The organism is Luteimonas sp. GW821-FHT14E02, from assembly GCF_058803905.1.
Window position 1 is genome coordinate 471,871 of sequence record NZ_JBXAPK010000001.1, and the last position, 20,942, is coordinate 492,812.

Consider the following 20,942-nt stretch of genomic DNA (forward strand, 5'->3'; position numbering starts at 1 on the left):
TGACGGCCCTATGGTGAGCGTATCTTCTATTTCACTCAACAAGCGAGGTGGACCATGAACCTGTTTACCGGGCTGTTGTTCCAGCAAGGCCACATCCAGGACCCGCGACTGGCGGTGTCTCTCGCGGGCGAGGACGCCAAGGCAGACACGTCCGCACGCCGGAAAGGCGATACGCCGACGGCCACCAAATCCTTCGAATCCTGCCTGTCCTTGAAGCGCGGCGCGCTCGTCGCCCTCTGCTCGACCACCGCGCTGTCGCCGTTCCGCTGATGTGGTGACCCTGCCGGCCTCGCCCCAGGCCGGCAGGCAATGAAAGCGGGGCGATGCGTCACCACCGGAGTCCCCGCATGATCGCACGCCTGTGGCACGGCACCACGCTCAACGAAGTGGCCGACGAATACCTGACCTATCTGCTTGCCAGCGGCGTGGCCGACTATCGCGCCACGCCGGGCAATCTGGACGTGCAGATCCTGCGTCGCCGCGAAGACCGGATCACGCACTTCCTGATCGTCTCGTATTGGAAATCGCTGCAGGCCATCGAGGCCTTCGCCGGCGCCGACCTCACTCTCGCCCGCTACTATCCGAAGGATGCGCAATATCTGCTGACGCGGGAGGAACGCGTGCAGCATTACGAGGTCGCCACTTCGTCATGAAGTGAAGGCGGCGCGACAGTGCCTCACCGCGTTGACGGCGCGGTTCGATGCCCGTTTCGGATACATTGCCGGTTTCGTTTTTCGGGGTTCCGACATGTGGTTGGGCACGCTGTACGCATTGGCCGCCGGTTTGATGTGGGGGCTGGTGTTCGTCGCCCCGCTGCTGCTGCCCGAGTATTCGCCGATGCTGCTCTCGGTCGGCCGCTATCTCGCCTTCGGCCTGATCGCGCTGCCGCTGGCGTGGCTGGATCGCGCCGAACTGAAGAAACTGCGCGGCGCCGATTGGCTCGAAGCGGTGAAGTTGTCGCTGATCGGCAACCTGCTCTATTACGTCTGCCTCGCCAGCGCGATCCAGCGCGCCGGCGGACCGCTGCCGACCATGATCATCGGCACCTTGCCGGTGGTGATCGCGATCAGCGCCAACCTGCGCAACCATCGTCGCGACGGGCGGCTGCCATGGCGACGGCTGGCGCCGTCGCTCGTGCTGATCGCGCTCGGCATCGCCTGCGTCAACCAGTCGGAATTGCAGGCGCTGCGCGACGATCCCACCGCCGATCCGATGCGTTACGCGATCGGCGCGCTGCTGGCGATCGTCGCCGTCGCCTGCTGGACTTGGTATCCGCTGCGCAATGCGGACTGGCTGCGTCACCATCCCGGCCGCAAGCCGCGCGCGTGGGCGACGGCGCAGGGCGTCGCCATCTTGCCGCTGGCGTTGCTCGGCTATCTGCTGGTGTGGGCGTGGTTCGGCTTTTCCGGCAAGGACTTCCCCATGCCGTTCGGCCCACGGCCGGGCTTCTTCATCGGCCTGATGATCGCCATCGGCCTGTTTGCTTCGTGGCTCGGCACGTTGTGCTGGAATGAGGCGAGCCAAAGACTGCCGACTGCATTGGTCGGGCAGTTGATCGTCTTTGAAACCCTGGCTGCGCTGGCTTATGCCTTCCTGTTGCGAGGCGAGATGCCGGCGCCGCTGACCTTGCTCGGCATCGCCTTGCTAATTGGCGGTGTGGTGTGGGCGGTGCGGGTGAAACCGGAGCCGGTGGTGTTGCTAGAGGAAAATAATGGATAAATTGACTGGTGTTGCCGCGAGACAACACCGATTTGGCATAAGGGGCGAACAATCACCTTAGTTGGTAATCCGGGTGGATTCACCGTGCCTGGAAGGGGGTGTCCGAAGCCGGAGCATCGTCGAGCCGATTTCGGTTTGACCGATTTGAATGACTGGAAGGGGGTTTTCTTGAAAACGACAACGATCGCCAAAGCGGCCGCGGCTACTCTCGTCTGTCTGGGACTGACGGCTTGCGTGACGGTGAAAACTCCGCAATCCCGGCCCAAGACGGCTCAGGAACCTGTTGCATGGGGGCTGTTTTCCAAACCCAAGGGTTGCGTGATTTTTCGCGAATACAGCAAAACCCAGGTCGGCTTCTTCGTGGTGGCCGTGACGACGAAATCGCATGGCGAACTGGAAGTTGTCGAAAGCCAGGGATACGACATGCAGCCGAAGGTCTGGCAGCAGACGAAAGAGAGCATGGACGAACTGCAGAGGCTCGCGATGAAGGAGCAGCTGCGCTACGTGAAGATTCCGGACAAATATTTGCCCGAGGAACTCGAAGCTGCGCGCAAGCTGTGTGAAAAGGAAAACATCGACTCATGAACCTGATCAGGTAGGGCAGCTGCCGCCAGCGCGGCGATTGAGAGCGCTCTTGTTCGATCCGAACCACTCCATTACCATTTTCAGGCGACTGACGAAGTTGCCGTAAGCGTTCACGTCAACCAACGCGCCACCACTCCGGCAATGCCGGGGCGGCTCCCGTGGTTCGGGAGCATTGGCGCCTTGCTTGACCGGATCCCAGGAGATCTATTGATGAACGCTTCAAAATCGCAAACCCATTTCTTCGGCATTCCCAAATTGCCTGCGCGCTACGCGTCGGTGGTGATGCCGTTTCTCTTGTCCGCTTTCATGTCAGGCATCGTGTCCATGATCAGTACCTTGCGCGGCATCGGGCCGTCGCCGGATTTTTGGGGCGTCTGGCTTGGCGCCTGGGGCATGTCATGGGTGATCGCATTCCCGACCGTGCTGCTGGTGTTGCCGGTGGTACGCAGGGCAACAATGGCAATCGTCCGCTCCGCCTAACGACCGATCGCGGCTTCGCTAGTGGAAGCACGTAGCCGGAAAGATAGAATGTGGTCGTTCACACCTTCGTCCGGATGCGAGGAGGACATCATGCATTGGACCCTGATGGTCCTCGCCGTACTGCTGCTGATGGTTGACATCGCCGCTTCCGCAAGCGCGATGCGGGATCCGTTGCTATCGGGATCGCAGCGGATTGCGCAGCTTGTCCTGATCTGGCTGGTTCCGGTTCTCGGTGCCGTGTTTTGTCTTGTCTTCCGATCCACGATAGATCGTGCGCAACCGTCTTTTGATCGGGAAGCGTTCGTCGATAGTTCCGGTGCCGATGGCACGCAGTTGAACTTTCCGCGAAGCGAGAGCCTGGGTGGGTACGACGCGCCTGGAGGCGATGGAGGGGGCGACTAGGCACTTTCCTGGTGCGCGAAACAGAAAAAAAGCCCGGCGATGCCGGGCCTTTTTCCTTGCATCTGTCGCGGGATCACAAGTGCTTGATGATCTCGTCAGCAAACTCGCTGCACTTCACTTCGGTCGCACCTTCCATCAAGCGAGCGAAGTCATAGGTGACGCGCTTGCTGGCGATCGCCTTGTCCATGCCGGCGATGATCGCATCGGCCGCTTCGGTCCAGCCCATGTAGCGCAGCATCATCTCGCCGGAGAGGATCACCGAACCCGGGTTGACCTTGTCCTGGTCGGCGTACTTCGGCGCGGTGCCGTGGGTCGCCTCGAACACGGCATGGCCGGTGACGTAGTTGATGTTGGCGCCCGGCGCGATGCCGATGCCGCCGACCTGCGCGGCGAGGGCATCGGAGAGGTAATCGCCGTTCAAGTTGAGCGTGGCCACCACGTCGTATTCCTTCGGGCGCAGCAGGATCTGCTGCAGGAAGGCGTCGGCGATGGCGTCCTTGATGACGATGCCCGCGCCCGGCTTGCCTTCCGGGATCACGTGCCAGGGGCCGCCGTCGAGTTCGACCGCACCGAAAGCCTCGCGCGCGATCTGGTAGCCGAAGTCGCGGAACGCGCCCTCGGTGAACTTCATGATGTTGCCCTTGTGCACCAGGGTGACCGACTTCTGGTTGGTGTCGATCGCGTACTGGATCGCCGCGTGCACGAGGCGCGTGGTGCCGAGGAAGGACACCGGCTTGATGCCGATGCCGACCTGCACAGGCAGGTCACGCCTGGGCGCGCCAACGGTGGCCAGTGCGTCCTGCCACGCGTCGATCTTCTCCTGCGTGCCGAAGCGGATCTTGTCGAAGGGCCGCGGGAATTCCTTGGCGAGGAAGTCGAGCACCTTCTGTGCGTCGGCGCTGCCGGGCTCGAACTCGATGCCGGCGTAGATGTCCTCGGTGTTCTCGCGGAAGATGGTCATCTCGACATCGCCGGGCTTCTTCACCGGCGAGGGCACGCCCTCGAACCAGCGCACCGGCCGCAGGCAGACGTACAGGTCGAGCATCTGGCGCAGCGCGACGTTGAGCGAGCGGATGCCGCCGCCGACCGGCGTGGTCAGCGGACCCTTGATGCTGACGAGATAGTCGCGGCAGGCGTCGACGCTGGCGTCGGGCAGCCAGTTGCCGGTGGCGTTGTAGGCCTTCTCGCCGGCCAGCACTTCCATCCACTCCAGCTTGCGCTTGCCGCCGTAGGCTTTGGCGACCGCGGCGTCGAGCACGCGCACGCTGGCGCGCCAGATGTCGGGGCCGGTGCCGTCGCCTTCGATGAAGGGGATGATCGGATGGTCGGGAACGTTGAGACCTTGCGGGCTCTTGGTGATCTTGCTGCCGCCGGCAGGAACTGTCGGGGTGAAATCTGTCATCGGAATCTCCGAAGAAACGCACGCGACGTGTGGACGCGAGCGGGGAGGGACGGGGAAGCGGGTCGGTCAGGAACCGTTATTGTCGCGGTTTGCGCGGGCGCGGGCAAAGCGCAGGGATGAAACAGTGTTTCGGATGCCGTGGACGGTGCCACCCGCGCTGAGGAAAGTCCGGCCATCGAGCCGTGCCGTCAGCCCGGGGTGTGGCCGCCGGGCTCTTGCGGAGGGACCGCATAACGCAAAAAGGGCGCGGCTCGCGCCGCGCCCTCGTGACGGAACGAGTCCGTCAGATCGGATCAACCGGATTACTTGACTTCGAAATCCTTGGTCTGCACGACGTTGCCGTCGAGCGAGACTTCCAGCTTGTACTTGCCGGTCGGCCAGCCGTCGGGCTTGGTGATGTGGAATTCGCTGACGTTGGTACCGGCAAAGGTCAGGTCTTGGCTTTCCTCGTTGACCACCTTCGCCTTGTCGCCTTCGCCGAAGGTCCACTTGGCGGTGAGCTTGCCCGGAACCGAGGCGGCCGGGTCGCTCGTGGTCGTGGAGACCGCGGCGTAGATGGTGTCCTTCTTGCCGAAAGTCGTGGACGGAGTGGTGACCTTCTTGTCGGGGCCAATGGCATTGCCGAGGTCGACCGAAGCCACCGAGGCGGTGGCGGCCGGGGCCGGAGCGGGTTCCGGAGCCGGGGCGGGCGCCGCGGGGGCGGCCGGTTCGGTGGCGGCGGGCGGGGTCGCGGCCGGCTCTTCCTTCTTCTTGCAGCCGACCAGCGCCAGCGTGCCGAACAGCGCGGCGGCAATGGCGAGATTGAGCGTCTTGCGTGTCATGGAATGTCTCCGTGGATAGTCATGAGATGGTCGGAACCGGGCACGTCCCGGGTTGCAGGAAAATCGCTCGAAACGAACTCAGTCGGCCTTCGGCGGAATCTTCAGCACCTGGCCGGGCTTGATCAGGTCGGGATTGTCGAGCTGGTCGCGATTGGCTTCGAAAATCTGATGCCATGCGCCCGACTTGCCGTAGAACTGCTTGGCGATGTGCGACAACGTGTCGCCCTTCTGCACGGTGTAGGTCTGCTCGCCGGTGCTTTCCGCAGTGCTGCTCGAACCGCTCTGCACGTTGGAGAAATCGACGTTCTCTTGTTCCTGGGCAGTACTGCTGGAGCCGCTTTTCACGTTGGAGAAATCCGGCTCTTTCGGATCGTTGGGATTGGGGGCGTTGCTCATCAGGGGCTCCTATGCCGCGTTGACGGCGCGCAGCGTCCCACGAACGTTGTTAAAAAATCATATTTCAGCCGTGAAGCCCGTCGCGTTGTTAGCGCAGCGTTTATTGGCGCTGAATTCATTGGCGAAGATCGCGCCCCGGCGTGGGAGGGGACAGCCCCGGCGTCCCACGCCAGGGATTGATGTCGAGTCCGCCGCGGCGGGTGTAGCGCGCTTCCACCGAGAGTGTGCGCGGACGGCACCGCGCCAGCACGTCGACGAAGATGCGTTCGACGCATTGTTCGTGGAATTCGGCGTGGTCGCGGAAGGAGACCAGGTAGCGCAACAGGCCGGCGCGATCGATGCGCGGGCCGCGATAGGTAATGGTCACGCCGGCCCAGTCGGGCTGGCCGGTGACCGGGCAGTTGGACTTCAGCAGGGCCGAGTGCAGGCACTCCTCGACTTCGTCGCCGGCTTCGGTGGCCAGGAACGACGGTTGCGGTTCGTCGTAGGCACTGCACTCGACCTCGAGCGCGTCGAGCGATTGCGGGCCGGAGTCGGCATCAGCCTCCCCATCGATGGCGGGCAGGCCGAAGGCGACCTCGACCGGAGCGTCCGCCGCCTGCGACAGATCCTGGACGATGCGTGCGCGCACCTGCTCGGCGTCGTCGAAGCGTTCGGCGTTGAACGAGTTGAGATAGAGCTTCAGCGATTTCGATTCGATCAGGCAGGGTGACGTCGCCGGCACGGTGAGCGTGGCGGTGGCGACGACGGGCTTGCCGCGCGCGTCGAGCCAGCTCAATTCGTAGGCATGCCAGCGATCCTGTCCCACGAAGGGCAAGGCATCGCCGGGCACGCCAATGGCGTCGCGGCCTTGCGTGCGCGGGATCGGGAACAGCAGCGACGGGTCGTAGTGGCGCGGATAGGCGACTTCGCGACCGAGCGGGAGTTGCGAGGACATGCCTGAATTCTACGCGGCGGCGCAAGAACCGGATATCGCCACCATGGTCGCCGCCCGACACTGCATTCATCTCACCGGAACGCCATCGCCATGCTCACGCTCTACGACTACCTGCCTTCGCAGAACGCCTGGAAGATCCGCCAGTTGCTGCATCACCTGCAACGCCCGTACCGCAGCGTCATGGTCAGCATCTTCGAGGGCGAGGGGCAGACCGAGGCCTACCGTCGCATCAGCCCGACCGGCACGGTGCCGGCGGTGGTGTTCGAGGACGGCCGCGCGCTGTCCGAATCCAATCCGATCCTGTTCCACCTCGCCGAGGGCACGCCGTATCTCCCCGACGACAGCTTCGCCCGCGCGAAGGTGCTGCAATGGATGTCGTTCGAGCAGGAGCGTGTGGAAAGCCAGATCGGCGCGCTGCGGCACTGGACGCTGACCGGCAAGCTGGCGCGTCGCGCACCGGTGCTGGTGGAGATGAAGCGCAATGCCGGGCACAAGGCGCTCGGCATGCTCGATGCGCATCTCGCGCAAGGCGCCTTCATCGTCGGCGACATATACACGGTCGCCGACATCGCGCTGTTCGCCTACGTCAGCCGCAGTGACGAGGCCGAAGGATTGTCGCTGGCGCCGTTCACGCATGTGCGCGCTTGGATCGAGCGCGTGCGTGCGCAACCCGGATTCCTCGCCGAAACCTTTTCCTACGCGATCGATCCGAACTCCGGCCGCGACTTGCCTTGAGGAAATCCCCAGGTCTCGTCATCCCGGCGAAAGCCGGGATCCGGTTTTTCCTTCTCTTGAACGTCTGCCTGGAATAAGAAAACAAAGGCTGGATCCCGGCTTTCGCCGGGATGACGAACAGGGCAAAGAATTGAACGGGCGTTTATTGCGCAGGCGGCGCGTGCAGGTAATCGAGCGTCACCTGCAACAGCGCGCGCAGCCCGACATCCAGCGACGACTCGTCGAGCAGGAACTTCGGCGAATGATTGTTCGGCGCGGTGGCGGGATCGATGCCCGCCGTCGTCGAGCCGACGAAGATGAACAGTCCGGGCACTTCCTTGGCGTAGAAGGAAAAATCCTCCGCGCCCATCTGCAGCGGCGGTTCGTAGACATTCTCGCGTCCCACCACGGCCTGCAGGCTGGGCAGCATCTTCGCGGTCAGCGCCGGATCGTTGACGGTGACCGGATTGCCGGGCTGGTCGGGAACGTGTGCCTCGGCGCTAGCGCCATGCGCGGCGGCGACGTGTTCGGAGACGTTCTTCAGGTCGTCGAAAATCTTCTTGCGCATGCCTTCATCGAAGGTGCGGATGGTGCCGATCATCTCCACGTCGTCGGGGATGATGTTGTAGCGGATGCCGCCCTTGATCGCGCCGAAGGTCACCACCGCCGGCAGGTTCGAGATGTCGGTGCGGCGGCTGACGATGGTCTGCGCGGTGGAGATCAGATCGGCGCTGGCGACGATCGGGTCGACGCCTTTCCACGGCGCCGAACCGTGCGTCTGACGACCATGCACCTTGATGCTGAAGCGATCCGAAGCCGCCATCAGCGGACCGCCGCGCACGGCGATCTTGCCCGCCTGCACCGAAGAGAACACGTGCAGGCCGAACACCGCCTCGGGCTTGAAGGTCTTGAACAAGCCTTCCTTCAGCATCAGTGACGCGCCGCCTTCCTCGTCGGCCGGCGCGCCTTCCTCCGACGGCTGGAAGATCAGCATCACTTCACCCGGCAGTTGCTCACGCATCGCCATCAGCGCATCGGCGACGCCGAGCAGGATGCCGGTATGCGCGTCGTGGCCGCAGGCGTGCATCACGCCGACCGGTTCGCCGCGGAAATTCGTGGTGACCTTCGAGGCGAACGGCAGGCCGGTCTGTTCGGTCACCGGCAGCGCATCCATGTCGGCGCGCAGCGCGATCTTCGGCCCGGGCTTGCCGCCCTTGATGATGGCGACCACGCCGTGATGGGCAATGCCGGTCTGCGGCTGCAGGCCGAGCGCGCGCAGATGCTCGGCGACTTTCGCCGACGTGCGTTCCTCGCGGTTCGACAGCTCCGGGTGCTGGTGGAAATCGCGACGCCAGTCGATCACCTGTTGGCGCAGCTTGGCGGCGGCCGCGATCACTTCCGGGCGCTGCGCGAGCGGCGCGTCCTGCGCGGCGGCGGCGCCGGTGAGCAGCGAGCCCGCCAGGAGCGTGCCTGCCAAGAGCGGCGGGAGGAGACGAGAGGACGACGACGGCATCAGCGAGACTCCGCGGGAGGGAAAACCGGATAGTAGCCCGCGAGCCGACAGGATCGGTCCGCCAATCGCCGACTAGGGAAACTCCTAGCTGTCATGAGCGGTGCCAAGGACTAAGGTACGGTGACGACAGCGATCCAGGAGCGCCGCCATGTCCGTCGATCGAGTCCGGGCCGAGCCCGCCACGTCCGCATACGCCACCGGTCCGGGCCGCGTACAGCCGCGCAACATGACCGACGATGACGCGCTGGCCGTTTTCAATCGTCGTTTCAGCGAGTTCGACACCGCCGCCAAGCAGGACGATGCCGATGACAAGGTCAGCCGCGAGGATCTGCAGGCGGTCGTTGAGAACAGCGACGATCAGGAACTGGTGGATGCCGCCAATCATTTGCTGGAGACACCGGACCTGCGCGAGGGCCTCGACACCGCAGGCGAAGGCGGCGATCAGGATGGACTGATCAGTCTGAAGGACCTGACCAGCTACATGGTGCGCGACCAGCCTTCGTCACTGCCGTCGCTGGCGACGCAGCAGGTCACCGGCTCCGATCAGGATCCGACCGTGTTGCACATCGACGCAACGCCGCCGGAAGGCGCGAGCTGGAGCAACGAAACGGGTCCGCGCGCCGGCATCGTCTCGGTCTACGTCGACGGCGAATACGTCGCCGACGCGACCATATTTGCGGAAAACCCGAACGGCGCCGACGTCAATCTCGGGGTGCTCGGCCCGGGTCCGCATACGATCGAATTGCGCGATAGCAGCGCGGTCGGCACGGGCGCGCCGGAAGCGAGCATCGATCCTGCATCCGTGGAGTTGGAAGCCACGAACCTCGACATCGATTCCAGCGACCCCGCCGTGCGCGACCAGGCCCTCGCCGCGCGCTACGCGCCCAATCTGGCGCTGGCCGACAACGAGCAGGCCACCAACAACACGCCGCTGATGACCACCGCGCAGGTCATCCATCACGACGATGGCACCACCACGATCGCCTACCGCATCCTCTACAGCAACGAGGACGGCGGCGATGGCAGTGATCCCACCGTGCTGACCAATCGCTGGGGCCGCACCACCGACGACGAACGCATCTACGAAGTCACGATCGACGCCAACGGCGAGGTGATCGATTTTTCAGGCAAGAACGGCGCGGGCGGCGTCGAGCTTCGCGATGATGATCTAGGCGTGCAGGACATGAACGACGCTCGCGGCCCGAATGGGTTGCCGGGCATCTCGATCTACAACGAACACAACAACGTGCAGTGGGATGATCCTAGCGATCGCCACAATCGTGCCTATTCCGGCGTGCCGGTGCTGGTGAGCGTGGGCCCGAACACGGGTCGCGATGAATCCAACGAGCCTGGCCCCTCCACCAACGAGGTGATGCGCGACAACCCGTGGACCTGGCGTGTGGCCAACGCGGAAATGCGGCGTGAGCCCGCGTCCGATGGTGGAAGCAAACTGGACCAGGTCCAGCCTTACGATCGATTGTATTTGAGCCTGGATGACGGCACCTTCGATGAAGGCACCGAGATCACCGTGCATTACGACAATGGCCAATCGGAAACGTTGCGGCTGGACGATGCCAACGGCAAATCGAATTCCGTCTCCGTCGTGCTGGGCGGCGATCCCGCCACGATCACCTCGATCGAGGTGACCGGTGCCGAAGGCTCCGGTGTCGAAGCCTACACGTTGAATCGCGACGACACGCCGCGGGCGGTGACGGATATCGCCGAGCGCGATTAATCCGAGCGCGATCGATCGCGCCACCGCCCACGAAGCACGATCAGTGCTCGACCAGCTGCATCGCGTCCGCGGCATAGCGCGCGCCGGCGGCGGCATTCGGCGGGACGATGGCCTCGATGAGCGTCAGCTCGTCATCGCTGAGCGCGACGTCGACGGCGCCGACGTTCTCTTCCAGATACTTGCGGCGCTTGGTGCCGGGGATCGGCACGATGTGCTCGTCCTGCGCCAGCACCCACGCGAGCGCGAGTTGTCCGGGCGTCACGGCCTTGCCGGCGGCCAGCGATTTGATCTGCTCGACCAAGGCCAGGTTCCTGGCGAAATTCTCGCCCTGGAAGCGCGGATTGGTACGACGCCAGTCATCGGCCTCGAAATCCTCCGGCGACTGGATCGCGCCGGTGAGGAAACCACGGCCGAGCGGCGAATACGGCACGAAGCCGATGCCGAGTTCGCGGCAGACCGCGAGCACGCCGTTCTCTTCCGGATCGCGCGTCCACAACGAGTACTCGCTCTGCAACGCGGTGATCGGATGCACGGCGTGGGCGCGGCGGATGGTCTCGGCGTTGGCTTCGGACAAGCCGAGATAACGCACCTTGCCGGCTTTCACGAGATCGGCCATGGCGCCGACGGTGTCCTCGATCGGCACGTTCGGATCGACGCGATGCTGGTAGTACAGATCGATGTGATCGGTGCCCAGGCGCTGGAGGCTGCCCTCGACGGCGGCGCGCACGTTGGCGGGGCTGCCGTCGACGCCGCCTCTGCGCACGTCCGGCATGCCCGGCTCGATGACGAAGCCGAACTTGGTCGCCAGGAACACCTGATCGCGGCGCCCCTTCAGAAAACCGCCGAGCAACTGCTCGTTGGTATGCGGGCCGTAGATCTCGGCGGTATCCCAGAACGTGACGCCGAGTTCGAGCGCACGCGCGAGCGTGGCGAGCGATTCGGTGTCGTCCTGGTCGGTGGTGTAACCAAAACTCATGCCCATGCAGCCGAGGCCGAGGGCGGAGACTTCAGGGCCGTTGCGGCCGAGCTTGCGGGTTTTCATTTCGATTTCTCCTTGGGGGGTGAGGAGCCGCGCTCAGCCGATGCCCCATCGGCATCGGCTGCGGTTCCGAACGCCCGGCCAGGGATGGCCGGGCGGGACGTTGCGTCAGTCATTGCAGTTGCGCCACGGATGGCTTCACGGCGAATCCGAAGTTTTAGGGGCGGCGATCACCGCCTCGATTTCCACTTTCAACGCGGGATCGAACAGCCCGGACACCTGCACCAGCGAACTGGCGGGCGGAGTCGCGCCGTAGGCCTCGATCAATGCCGCGCGGACGGCGGCGAGGTCCTTCAGGTCGGTGAGGAAGATGGTCACCTTCAACAAGGCCGGCCAATCCGTGCCAAGTTCGCGCAGCACGCCGTGGAGACGGGCCAGCACCACGCGGGTCTGCGCGCCGCTGTCGCCGTGGGCGGCGTCCGAGCCGAAGGCGGTCAGCCCGGACAGATAGACCGTGTCGCCATGACGCACCGCGTGGGCATAGGGACCGGCGGGCGCCGCCAGCGACTGGAAACGCAGGCGTCCGTCCTGCTCCGGTGCGGGCCCGGCCGGCGGCTGCGCGAACGCGGAAGCGCCGGCGAGCATGCCGGCAAGCGCGACGGGGAGGGCCGTGATCGAGAAATGCGGGCGAAGCGGCATGGCCTGGACCCGGTTGAAGAAGGGAGCGCCAGTGTCGCGCTGGCGACTGCACGGATAAACCGGCAATATCAGAACCTTCTTTGAACTCTGGCTTCACAATGGCCGCCGCCCCGCTTCCCGCCGTCGTCGCCTTCGCCCGCGTCGCGCACCACGCCAGCTTCACCCGCGCCGCCGCCGAACTGGCGGTCTCGCCCTCCGCGCTGTCGCAGACCGTGCGGACGCTCGAATCCCAGCTGGGCGTGCGCCTGCTCAACCGCACCACCCGCCGCGTCGGCCTGACCGAACATGGCGCCCGCTTCCTGCAACAGGTCTCGCCCGGCCTGCAGCTGATCGAAGCCGCCTTCGACGACCTCGACCTCGTCCGCGACCGCCCCGCCGGCCGCCTGCGCATCAACCTCTCCCGCATCGCCGCCCAGCAGCTGGTGATCCCGCGACTGTCCGCCTTCGCCGCGCGCTATCCCGAAGTGGAGGTGGAACTGTTCGTCGATCCGAGCCTGGCTGATCTGGTGGCCGGCGGCTTCGACGCCGGCATCCGCCTCGGCGAATGCCTGGCCAAGGACATGATCGCCCTGCCCGTCGGACCGATGCAGCGCCAGGTGGTCGTGGGCTCCCCCGCCTACTTCCGCCGCCACCCGCCGCCGCGCACCCCGGCCGACCTCGTCCACCACGACTGCATCCGCCACCGCCTGAGCAGCGGACGACTGATGCCCTACGAATTCACCCGCGACGGACGCGACTTCGAAGTCGAGGTCCACGGGCGTTTGATCTTCAACGACAGCGGCCTCGCGCGCGAGGCTGCGCGTGCGGGGCTTGGGCTCAGTCAGCAGTTCGAGGCGGAGGCGGCGGCGGATCTAGTCAATGGCACGCTGCAGCGGGTGCTCGATGATGACCTGGAGCCCTTCCCCGGGTTTTTCATCTACTACCCGGCGCGGGAGCATATGGCGACGAAGTTGCGGGTGTTCATCGATTTTCTTCGGGAGCAGGTCGCGGCATAGATACGCTGGTTCAGTCCAGAACCTTAGTGCTTCGGTCGCAATTTCGCCGCTAGATTTCGCGTCGCCATCTGGGGGCGATAGATGCTCTCAGCACACAACGTTTTTGTTGCACGTTTAAAGCACCGTGACAGTGCGTACTGAAGATTAGAAGGGTTGACATTGTTGTATGCGTCTATGGTCCCTGCATCCGAAATATCTTGATCCTCAAGGATTGGTGGCCTTGTGGCGCGAAGCGCTACTGGCCAAGGCCGTGCTTCGTGGCGAGACGCGGGGCTATACGCGTCATCCGCAGTTGGAGCGGTTCAAGGCACACGCGCAGCCGCGGCTGGCGATCAATGCATATCTGGCCGCGGTTCATGACGAAGCGACCAGACGCGGCTATTCCTTTGATCGCTCGAAACTCGGTCCCGTCCGGTCGATCCCGCCTATTCGCGTCAGCCAGGGACAGCTCGAATATGAGTGGAAGCATTTGCAGAACAAGCTGGCGACGCGTAGTCCGAAGGTGTACTCATGTTGGAGCAAAGTGATCAATCCTGATTGCCATCCCTTGTTTCGCCGGAGGCCGGGGCCGGTGGCTGCATGGGAACGGGCATTGGGTGATGTCTAGCATTCGAGCCGAATGCTGCTTCAAGGCAACAAATTCAAATCAGGGATGAGGTGTCATGCCAAATATCTTCGTGGTTGAAGATCAGGTTCATGCCGAGTCGTTTGGCGAATTCCCGGTCTTGGCGGAAGCATGGGACGAACTGCATCAGCTATCGTTGATTTCGTGGAACGAGCCTCCCAACGTGGCGCCCTGTCAAAGTTGGCAAACTTGCGGCCGAGAGTACGAGATCATCGAGTATGAAACGGCAACTCTTCCCTGGACCCGGATCAGGTGCCTTGCAGGGCTGGAGGTGAGTGCCAAGGGAATAGTGTGGGGACCAGAAGCGCCGCAGAGACTTTAGCGATGCCAAAGAACCTTCCCGTTCCTTTCATTGGTTTTTGCCGTGAAGTGGGTCCAAACGGTAACCAAGCCTATCGGCGAGGCGGGCAAGCAGTTCAAGCGCGAGAACATCGGCATTGCCGCGCACCGCGCTTGCGGCGTCATGCAACGACCACAAACTGCGGGCATTGCGCCCTTGCGCATGCACGTCGACCAAGCCCAACGTTTCCAGTTCGTGCAGCGAACGATAGACAGTCGGCAGACTAATCCTCGCGCAATGCCGCCGCGCGCGCTGGAACAATGCAACGGCATCGAGCCAACCATTGGTTTCGTGCAACGCGCACAGCACGGCCTTGCGCGGAGCGGTCAAGCGCAAACCGCGCGATGCGCAGCGGGCAAGCCACGCATCGAGCGGCGCCGCGCGTGACGGCGCTGCTTCAGTCACGACGCTCGCCGGAGAGGATCTCGGCGGTGGCGCGTTCGAGGATCGCGGCGATGCGGCGGGCTTCGGCATCGTCCCAGTCGGCGCGGCGCGACAGCAGGGCGTGCTTGAGCGCGTGCATGGCGCGTCGCACGGTCATCGGCGCGGCTTCCTTGGCGGCTTCGCGGGCGCGGTGTTCGGTGCGGGCGATCACGGTGTCGACGGCGGCGCGGTTTTCGTTGAGATAGGCGCGGCCGGCGTCGGTGATCGAGTAGAGCTTGCGGCCGCCGGTTTCGGCTTCGGCCTGGGCGTGGCCCATTTCCTCGAGCATGGTCAGGGTGGGGTAGATCGCGCCGGGGCTGGGCGAGTAACGGCCGTGGAACATCTCTTCGATGATGCGGATCAGTTCGTAACCATGGCGCGGCTGCTGCTCGATCAGGCCGAGCAGAAGGAGCTTGAGATCGCCGTGGCCGAGCATGCGCCCGCCGCCGCGATGGCCGCCGTGGCGGCGGCCCATGTCGTCGGAAAAGATGTCGTCTCCGCCAAACCGGTCGAAGAAGCCGCGGCGGCTGGCGTGCAGGGTCGGATCGAAGTCGTGGTCGAAGTGCGGGTGATGGTGAGCGTGATGGCGGTGGAACCAGGAATGAAGGCGCATGGGGATTCGATATATCGGAAGTTGGGTAAAAGATATATCTAAGATATATCGAAATCAAGAAGGGGCTATCCCGTTCCGGTCCGCCCCATGGGCTCGCAGAGGAAATCCACGAATGCCCGCAGCTTGGGCGGCATGTGCTCGCGCGCCGGGTAGTAGATGTAGAAACCCGGGAGCGCGGGCGCGTATTCGGCCAGCACCCGGACCAGGCGTCCGTCCGCCAGATCGGCCTTGACCGTTTCCACGAAGAGTTGCGCCAGGCCAAGCCCGTCGCGCGCGGCCTCGCGCGCCATGCGGTCGTCGGTGTAGATCAGGCGGCCCTGCACGTCCATCTGCAGTTCGCGGCCGTCGTCGACGAAACTCCAGGGTTCGAGACGGCCGCTGCCGGGCATGCGGAAGCGGATGCAGTCGTGGCCAGCCAGATCGGCCGGCGCGCGCGGCGTGCCGTGGCGGCGCAGATACTCGGGGGTGGCGACGATGGCGCGGCGCAAGGGGCCGCTGATCGGTCGCGCCACCATGTCCTGGGCCAGTTTGTGGCCGATGCGGATGCCGGCGTCGAAGCCGCCGGCCACCACGTCGGCGAGGGTGTCGTCGGTGAACAGTTCGACCTGGATCTGCGGATAACGCGCCAGGAACTCCGGCAATCGCGGGTTGATGTACAGCCCCGCCACCAGGCGGGACAGATTGATCCGCAGCAGGCCGGACGGCTGGCCCTGATCGGCGCGCAGGCGTTGCATGGCGATGTCGATACGGTCCAGCGAGGGGTCGATCTGGGCCAGGAATTCGCGCCCCGCCTCGCTCAGCGCCACGCGCCGGCTGGTGCGGTTGAACAGGCGCACGCCCAGCCGCCCTTCCAGCCCCCGCACGCTTTGCGAAACCGCCGAGGCGCTGACGCCGAGATGGTCGGCGGCGCGGGTGAAGCTACCCAGTCGCGCGACGGTGCGGAATACCGACAGGCCGGCTAGGGGTTCGGGCTTGATCATCAAGTTTTTCTTCATGATAGGTGCAGGCTAGCAGGCTTTTTGCTCAGGGATCGGGGCGTCACAGTGGCGGCGTCCTTTCCGGAGATGCCGTCATGTCCCTGTTGTTCGCCCCCCTGCTCGCCCTCGCCGTGGCCGCGCAGCCAGGCCCGGCTGCCGCCGAGCCGGCGGTTCAAGACGATCTGCCCCACCGGCTGGATGCGGTGATCGATAGCGCGCTGCGCGAGGAACGTATCGTCGGCACCGTCGTGCTCGTGGCCAAGGACGGCAAGGTGGTGTATCGCCGTGCCGCGGGTTTCGCCGATCGCGAGGCGGCGCGGCCGATGCCGGAGGATGGGATCTTCCGCTTCTCCTCGATCACCAAACCGATCGTCACCGTGGCGGCGCTGCGGCTGGTGGAGCAAGGCAAGCTGCGTCTGGATGATCCGGTGACGCGCTGGCTGCCCGACTTCAAACCGAAACTGGCGGACGGCAGCACACCGGTCATCACCGTGCATCAGCTGCTCACGCACACCGCCGGGTTGAGTTACGGGTTCGAGGAACCGGCCGATTCGCCGTATCACCGGCTCGGTGTTTCCGATGGCCTCGATGAGGCCGGCATCACGCTGGAGGAAAACCTGCGCCGTCTTGCCGAGGCGCCGTTGCTCTATCCGCCCGGTCATCAGTGGGGCTATTCGCTCGCCATCGACGTGCTCGGCGCGGTGATCGCCCGCGCCAACGCCAGCACGCTGCCCGAGGCGGTGGCGCAACTGGTGACGACGCCCTTGCAGATGCGCGATACCGCGTTCTCCGTGCAGGATTCCCCGCGCGTCGTGGTGCCGTATGCCGACGGCCAACCCCGGCCGCGACGCATGTCCGACCGCTTTGAAATGACGCTGCCGGCATGGATGGGCGAGCGCTTGCGCTTCGCTCCGACGCGGGCGTTCGATGCTGGAGCATATCCGTCAGGCGGCGCCGGCATGGTTGGCACGGCCGACGACGTGCTGCGCTTGCTGGAAACGATCCGCGGCGATGGTGCTCCGCTGTTGAGTGCTGACACCGTCAGGCGCATGACCACCGATCAGGTCGGCGCCGACGCGCAAACCCAGGGCCCGGGCTGGGGCTTCGGCTACGGCGGCGCCGTGCTGGACGATCCCGTGCTGGCCAAGACGCCGCAGGCGAAGGGCACGCTGCAATGGGGCGGGGTCTACGGCCATGCCTGGTTCGTCGATCGCAGCAACGGATGGAGCGTGGTGGCGCTCACCAACACCGCGCTGGAAGGCATGTCCGGCGCTTTTCCGACGCAGATCCGCGATGCGGTGTACGGCGTGCGGTGAACTTCACCGCGCGGCATAGAACGATTTCTCATGTAAGCCCTCGCGACCTTGACGCTTCCCGACCTCGGGCGTAATTTGCCACTTGCCGACGGTTTGCATCGCTTCATCAAGATCAAGCGATGGAATTAAAAGGGAAGCCGGTGCGGCCCCGCAGCGAACACCTTCGCCAGGGGGCCAATTCCGGCGCTGCCCCGCAGCGGTGTGTGGAAACGATCTTCGCCAATGGCACTGGGTCTGCAGCCCGGGAAGCGGCGAACAGTAGGCGGGGCCTCCGCGCCCCATGTCCACGAGCCCGAAGACCTGCCGCGGCCAGGGAGCAATCCCTGCCTTGACCTGGGACTTCCGAGGGGAAGCGCCGGGACGTGCGCCGCGGCTTTCCGGCCGGGGCCTGTCCTTGCGCCCGCTCGTCGGTTCCGGTTCGCCCGAGGGGGCGAAGGTCGCCGGCGTGGTGGAGGGCTCGCGCAACTGCGGGTACTTCGACGCGTACCGCCTTCGTTCCTCCATTCGCCACGAATCGAGGACACGCAACATGATCACTGTCAGCAACCTGGGCTTCCCGCGCATCGGCGCGAAGCGCGAACTCAAGCGCGCGCTGGAAGCGTACTGGCGCGGCGAAGCCACGCCGCAACAACTGCAAGACACCGCGCGCGGACTGCGCGAGCGACACTGGAAACTGCAATACGAAGCCGGCGCCGACCTCGTGCCCTGCAACGACTTCTCGCTGTACGACCACGTGCTCGATACCGCGTTCGCGCTCGACGCCATTCCCGATCGCTATCGCGCACTCGCCGATGACGATCCGCTGACCGGCTATTTCGCCCTCGCGCGCGGCTTGCAGAAGGACGGCATCGACCTGCACGCATTGGAGATGACCAAGTGGTTCGATACCAACTATCACTACCTGGTGCCGGAACTGCATGCGCAGCAGAGTTTTCGCTTGCGCGGCGACAAGGCCGTCAACGAATTCCTGGAAGCCAGGGCGCTTGGCATCGACGCCAGGCCGGTGCTGCTTGGTCCGGTGAGCTTCCTGCTGCTGTCGAAGACGGTCGACGGCAGCGATCGACTCGCCCTGCTCGACCGCCTGCTGCCTGTCTACGCGCAATGGCTCGGCCGATTGCGCGATGCGGGCGCGGCGTGGGTGCAGATCGACGAACCCTGTCTGGTGCAGGATCTGGATGACGACGATCACGCGGCGTATCGCAAGGCCTACGGCACGCTGGCCATCACCGCGCGGCCGAAACTGCTGCTGGCCACTTATTTCGGCGCGCTCGAGGACAATCTCGCGCTCGCCGTGGAATTGCCCGTCGAAGGTTTGCACATCGATCTCGTGCGCGCGCCGGAGCAGCTCGATGCTGTGCTCGATGCGTTGCCGCCGCGTCATGTGCTCTCGCTCGGCCTGGTCGATGGCCGCAACATCTGGCGCACCGATCTCGATCGCGCGCTCGCATTGGCGGAGCACGCGCAGGCGCGCGTCGATGCCGGACGCCTGCAGGTCGCGCCCTCATGTTCGCTGCTGCACGTGCCGATCGATGCGACGCTGGAAACCGCGCTGCCGTTCGACATCCACGCATGGCTGGCGTTCGCGCGACAGAAGATCGAGGAATTGCGCACGCTCGGCGATGCCCTGAACGGCCTGCGTTCGGCCCGCTCCACGCTGGAAGTCGCGCGCGAGCGCTATGAGACGCGCCGCCGCTCGGCCAAGGTGCATCGGCCGGACGTTGCCGCGCGCGTGGCCGCGCTCGACGATGTCGCCACGCAGCGCAAGTCGCCGTACCCGCAGCGACACAGCGCGCAGGCGCGGCGCTTCGGCCTGCCGTCGTTCCCCACCACCACCATCGGCTCGTTCCCGCAGACGCAAGCCGTGCGCGAGGCGCGCGCGAAATACAAATCCGGCAAATGGTCGGATGCCGACTACGACGCGTTCCTCGAAGCCGAGACCGAACGCTGCGTGCGTTTCCAGGAAGAGATCGGTCTGGACGTGCTGGTGCACGGCGAGTTCGAGCGCAACGATATGGTCGAGTATTTCGGCGAGCAGCTCGACGGCTTTGCCTTCACCAAGCATGGTTGGGTGCAGAGCTACGGCTCACGTTGCGTCAAGCCGCCGATCCTGTACGGCGATGTGCGGCGCCCGGCGCCGATGACAGTGCGCTGGTCGCGCTACGCGCAATCACTCACCGACAAACCAATGAAAGGCATGTTGACCGGCCCGGTGACGGTGCTGCAATGGTCGTTCGTGCGCGACGACCAGCCGCGTGCGAGTACATGCCGTCAGATCGCTCTCGCCCTGCGCGATGAAGTGCTCGATCTGGAAGCCGCCGGTATCGGCGTGATCCAGATCGACGAGCCGGCGCTGCGCGAAGGCCTGCCGTTGCGGCGCGCGCAATGGCGCGCCTATCTCGACTGGGCCGTGGAATGCTTCCGCATCAGCGCCGCCGGCGTCGCCGACCAGACGCAAATCCACACCCACATGTGCTACTCGGAATTCAACGACATCATGGAGGCGGTGGCGGCGATGGATGCCGACGTGATCTCCATCGAGACCTCACGCTCGCGCATGGAGTTGCTGGATGCCTTCGTGCGCTTCCGCTATCCGAACGGTATCGGTCCAGGTGTCTACGACATCCACTCGCCGCGCGTTCCGGATACGACGGAGATGACCGCATTGCTGCAGAAGGCCGGCGCGGTATTGCCAGCAGAACAGTTGTGGGTGAACCCGGATTGTGGACTGAAGACGCGAGGTTGGCCGGAAACGCGCGCGGCGCTCACGGCGATGGTCTCGGCCGCACACGCGTTGCGCACGACCTGATACGCAAAGCGGGAGAACGGAATGGCACGCCGCGAGACAACGCGGCGTGCCGTCAATCCGTGTCCGATTCCACCAGGCGCGGCACCGGCGCCGGCCGGCCGCGCGCATCCAGCGCGATCATCACGAAACGGCCGCGCGTGCACAGCTCGCGTTCGCCGCTGAGCAGATCCTCGGCGATCAATTCCACTTCCACCTGCATCGAACTGTTGCCGGTGGCGATCACGCGCGCCACCGTTTCCACCAGTTGGCCCTGGCGGATCGGCAGTTTGAAATCCACTTGCTCCGAGCGCGCCGTCACCACGGTGCGGCGCGCGTAGCGCGAGGCGGCGATGAAGGCGGCCTTGTCCATCCAGGCCAAGGCCTGGCCGCCGAACAACGTGCCGAGGTGGTTGGTGTGATCGGGGAACACCATTTCCAGCAGCCGCGCTTCACGCGGCTGGGTATCGGGCAAGGGAGTCATGACGT

At 64.8% G+C, this 20,942-nt stretch carries 23 protein-coding genes and 1 riboswitch; of the genes, 12 read left to right on the top strand and 11 right to left on the bottom strand.

Annotated features, from left to right (window positions below; all coding sequences use genetic code 11):
- The first annotated feature begins 54 nt into the window (after positions 1–54).
- The 6 genes from AC1RNP_RS01975 to AC1RNP_RS02000 all read left to right on the top strand — a co-directional run bounded on the left by AC1RNP_RS01975 (position 55) and on the right by AC1RNP_RS02000 (position 3,186).
- Positions 55–270 carry a hypothetical protein gene (locus tag AC1RNP_RS01975; RefSeq protein ID WP_493049534.1) on the top strand — a complete coding sequence of 72 codons (216 nt, stop codon included), beginning with the start codon at positions 55–57 and terminating at the stop codon, positions 268–270.
- 77 nt (positions 271–347) lie between these two features.
- Entirely contained in the window at positions 348–653 is a 306-nt protein-coding gene (locus tag AC1RNP_RS01980; RefSeq protein ID WP_493049535.1) for an antibiotic biosynthesis monooxygenase family protein, read from the top strand.
- A gap of 94 nt (positions 654–747) precedes the next feature.
- Entirely contained in the window at positions 748–1,719 is a 972-nt protein-coding gene (locus tag AC1RNP_RS01985; RefSeq protein ID WP_493049536.1) for a DMT family transporter, read from the top strand.
- 135 nt (positions 1,720–1,854) lie between these two features.
- Complete coding sequence (locus tag AC1RNP_RS01990) at positions 1,855–2,304, top strand: hypothetical protein (protein ID WP_493049537.1); 450 nt, start codon at positions 1,855–1,857, stop codon at positions 2,302–2,304.
- Between the two features lie 180 nt (positions 2,305–2,484).
- Positions 2,485–2,784 carry a DUF2798 domain-containing protein gene (locus tag AC1RNP_RS01995; RefSeq protein ID WP_493049538.1) on the top strand — a complete coding sequence of 100 codons (300 nt, stop codon included), beginning with the start codon at positions 2,485–2,487 and terminating at the stop codon, positions 2,782–2,784.
- A gap of 90 nt (positions 2,785–2,874) precedes the next feature.
- Positions 2,875–3,186: a hypothetical protein gene (locus AC1RNP_RS02000; RefSeq protein WP_493049539.1), complete on the top strand. Its 312-nt coding sequence runs from the start codon at positions 2,875–2,877 to the stop codon at positions 3,184–3,186.
- Between the two features lie 73 nt (positions 3,187–3,259).
- Here the strand turns inward: AC1RNP_RS02000 and icd are convergent, their stop codons facing one another.
- The 4 genes from icd to queF all read right to left on the bottom strand — a co-directional run bounded on the left by icd (position 3,260) and on the right by queF (position 6,742).
- On the bottom strand, positions 3,260–4,588 hold the full coding sequence (icd, locus tag AC1RNP_RS02005; protein ID WP_493049540.1) for an isocitrate dehydrogenase (NADP(+)): 1,329 nt from the start codon (positions 4,586–4,588) through the stop codon (positions 3,260–3,262).
- A gap of 302 nt (positions 4,589–4,890) precedes the next feature.
- Positions 4,891–5,409, bottom strand: coding sequence for a hypothetical protein (locus tag AC1RNP_RS02010; protein WP_493049542.1), 519 nt, complete (start codon positions 5,407–5,409; stop codon positions 4,891–4,893).
- Positions 5,410–5,487: 78 nt separating this feature from the next.
- Positions 5,488–5,805, bottom strand: a complete 318-nt coding sequence (locus AC1RNP_RS02015; protein WP_493049543.1) for a LysM peptidoglycan-binding domain-containing protein — start codon at positions 5,803–5,805, stop codon at positions 5,488–5,490.
- 115 nt (positions 5,806–5,920) lie between these two features.
- Complete coding sequence (queF, locus tag AC1RNP_RS02020) at positions 5,921–6,742, bottom strand: NADPH-dependent 7-cyano-7-deazaguanine reductase QueF (RefSeq protein ID WP_493049544.1); 822 nt, start codon at positions 6,740–6,742, stop codon at positions 5,921–5,923.
- 90 nt (positions 6,743–6,832) lie between these two features.
- On the opposite strand from queF, the gene AC1RNP_RS02025 reads away from it, so the two are divergent.
- Positions 6,833–7,477, top strand: coding sequence for a glutathione S-transferase family protein (locus tag AC1RNP_RS02025; RefSeq protein ID WP_493049545.1), 645 nt, complete (start codon positions 6,833–6,835; stop codon positions 7,475–7,477).
- Between the two features lie 142 nt (positions 7,478–7,619).
- Here the strand turns inward: AC1RNP_RS02025 and AC1RNP_RS02030 are convergent, their stop codons facing one another.
- Complete coding sequence (locus AC1RNP_RS02030) at positions 7,620–8,969, bottom strand: M20 family metallopeptidase (protein WP_493049546.1); 1,350 nt, start codon at positions 8,967–8,969, stop codon at positions 7,620–7,622.
- Positions 8,970–9,117: 148 nt separating this feature from the next.
- Here AC1RNP_RS02030 and AC1RNP_RS02035 point away from each other — a divergent pair, with 148 nt between their 5' ends.
- Complete coding sequence (locus AC1RNP_RS02035; protein ID WP_493049547.1) at positions 9,118–10,704, top strand: hypothetical protein; 1,587 nt, start codon at positions 9,118–9,120, stop codon at positions 10,702–10,704.
- 40 nt (positions 10,705–10,744) lie between these two features.
- Here the strand turns inward: AC1RNP_RS02035 and AC1RNP_RS02040 are convergent, their stop codons facing one another.
- Entirely contained in the window at positions 10,745–11,746 is a 1,002-nt protein-coding gene (locus AC1RNP_RS02040; protein WP_493049548.1) for an aldo/keto reductase, read from the bottom strand.
- A 135-nt stretch (positions 11,747–11,881) separates the two neighbouring features.
- Entirely contained in the window at positions 11,882–12,382 is a 501-nt protein-coding gene (locus tag AC1RNP_RS02045; protein WP_493049549.1) for a RidA family protein, read from the bottom strand.
- 98 nt (positions 12,383–12,480) lie between these two features.
- On the opposite strand from AC1RNP_RS02045, the gene AC1RNP_RS02050 reads away from it, so the two are divergent.
- Both AC1RNP_RS02050 and AC1RNP_RS02055 read left to right on the top strand, forming a co-directional pair.
- Positions 12,481–13,377, top strand: a complete 897-nt coding sequence (locus AC1RNP_RS02050; RefSeq protein WP_493049550.1) for a LysR family transcriptional regulator — start codon at positions 12,481–12,483, stop codon at positions 13,375–13,377.
- A gap of 166 nt (positions 13,378–13,543) precedes the next feature.
- On the top strand, positions 13,544–13,984 hold the full coding sequence (locus AC1RNP_RS02055; protein WP_493049551.1) for a pyrimidine dimer DNA glycosylase/endonuclease V: 441 nt from the start codon (positions 13,544–13,546) through the stop codon (positions 13,982–13,984).
- 367 nt (positions 13,985–14,351) lie between these two features.
- Here the strand turns inward: AC1RNP_RS02055 and AC1RNP_RS02060 are convergent, their stop codons facing one another.
- The 3 genes from AC1RNP_RS02060 to AC1RNP_RS02070 all read right to left on the bottom strand — a co-directional run bounded on the left by AC1RNP_RS02060 (position 14,352) and on the right by AC1RNP_RS02070 (position 16,358).
- Positions 14,352–14,816: a Fur family transcriptional regulator gene (locus tag AC1RNP_RS02060; RefSeq protein WP_493049552.1), complete on the bottom strand. Its 465-nt coding sequence runs from the start codon at positions 14,814–14,816 to the stop codon at positions 14,352–14,354.
- Positions 14,740–15,378 carry a PadR family transcriptional regulator gene (locus tag AC1RNP_RS02065; RefSeq protein WP_493049553.1) on the bottom strand — a complete coding sequence of 213 codons (639 nt, stop codon included), beginning with the start codon at positions 15,376–15,378 and terminating at the stop codon, positions 14,740–14,742. The genes AC1RNP_RS02060 and AC1RNP_RS02065 overlap by 77 nt, the downstream gene beginning before the upstream one ends.
- 65 nt (positions 15,379–15,443) lie before the next feature.
- Entirely contained in the window at positions 15,444–16,358 is a 915-nt protein-coding gene (locus AC1RNP_RS02070) for a LysR family transcriptional regulator (protein ID WP_493049554.1), read from the bottom strand.
- A 92-nt stretch (positions 16,359–16,450) separates the two neighbouring features.
- Here AC1RNP_RS02070 and AC1RNP_RS02075 point away from each other — a divergent pair, with 92 nt between their 5' ends.
- A complete protein-coding gene (locus AC1RNP_RS02075; protein WP_493049556.1) occupies positions 16,451–17,671 on the top strand; it encodes a serine hydrolase domain-containing protein in 1,221 nt (406 codons plus the stop codon).
- Positions 17,672–17,742: 71 nt separating this feature from the next.
- Positions 17,743–17,993, top strand: a riboswitch (cobalamin riboswitch).
- 207 nt (positions 17,994–18,200) lie between these two features.
- Positions 18,201–20,477, top strand: coding sequence for a 5-methyltetrahydropteroyltriglutamate--homocysteine S-methyltransferase (gene metE / locus AC1RNP_RS02080; protein ID WP_493049557.1), 2,277 nt, complete (start codon positions 18,201–18,203; stop codon positions 20,475–20,477).
- Positions 20,478–20,529: 52 nt separating this feature from the next.
- Here the strand turns inward: metE and AC1RNP_RS02085 are convergent, their stop codons facing one another.
- Positions 20,530–20,937, bottom strand: coding sequence for an acyl-CoA thioesterase (locus AC1RNP_RS02085; RefSeq protein ID WP_493049558.1), 408 nt, complete (start codon positions 20,935–20,937; stop codon positions 20,530–20,532).
- Positions 20,938–20,942: the final 5 nt, after the last annotated feature.